The sequence below is a fragment of the Methylobacterium nigriterrae genome (genome assembly GCF_037106235.1).
Classification (GTDB): domain Bacteria; phylum Pseudomonadota; class Alphaproteobacteria; order Rhizobiales; family Beijerinckiaceae; genus Methylobacterium; species Methylobacterium nigriterrae.
This window is the reverse complement of sequence record NZ_JBAWTG010000497.1, coordinates 1-586: the sequence shown is the minus strand read 5'-3', so window position 1 is coordinate 586 and position 586 is coordinate 1. Positions and strand designations below refer to the sequence as shown.

Genomic DNA, 586 nt, shown 5'->3' with positions numbered 1-586 from the left:
ATCATCTTCTCGGTCCAGAATGTCCCCTGCTTGCCGGTGATGCCCTGGACGAGGACGCGGGCGTGCTGGCGATAGATGATCATTGGGCTGCCTCCACCGCGGCCTGGACCGCATCCTCCATCAGATCGAACGGCTCGAGCCCGAGCCCGTCGCGCACGAGGCGCACGGCCTCGTCCTCGCCGGTCCCGTGGATCGAGAAGAACACCGGCACGCTCGGGCTCAGCCTCTTCCAGGCCGTGACCACGCCCTCCGCCATCACGTCGGTGCGGGCGAAGGCGCCGCAGAAATTGACGACGAGGCTCTTCACGCCGGGATTCGACAGGACGAGGCGAAGCGCGGCCTCCGATTTCGTGTAGGCCTCGCCGCCGATTTCCAGGAAGTTGGCGGGCCGGCCGCCGCAATGGCTGATGACGTCCATGGTGGTCATGGTGAGGCCGGCCCCGTTCGCCAGCACGCCGACATTGCCGTCGAGCTGGATGAACTTGAGCCCCTGCGCCAGCCCCTCGCGCTCGAGTTCGGTCATCGGCTCGGCCGCGGCCGCGGGGGCGAGGTCGGGCTGGCGGAAGGCGGCGGCATCGTCGAGGGT

At 68.6% G+C, this 586-nt stretch carries 1 pseudogene; it reads right to left on the bottom strand.

Annotated features, from left to right (window positions below):
- Positions 1-79: 79 nt before the first annotated feature.
- Positions 80-586: pseudogene (locus WDW90_RS37930) on the bottom strand (succinate--CoA ligase); the annotation flags it as partial.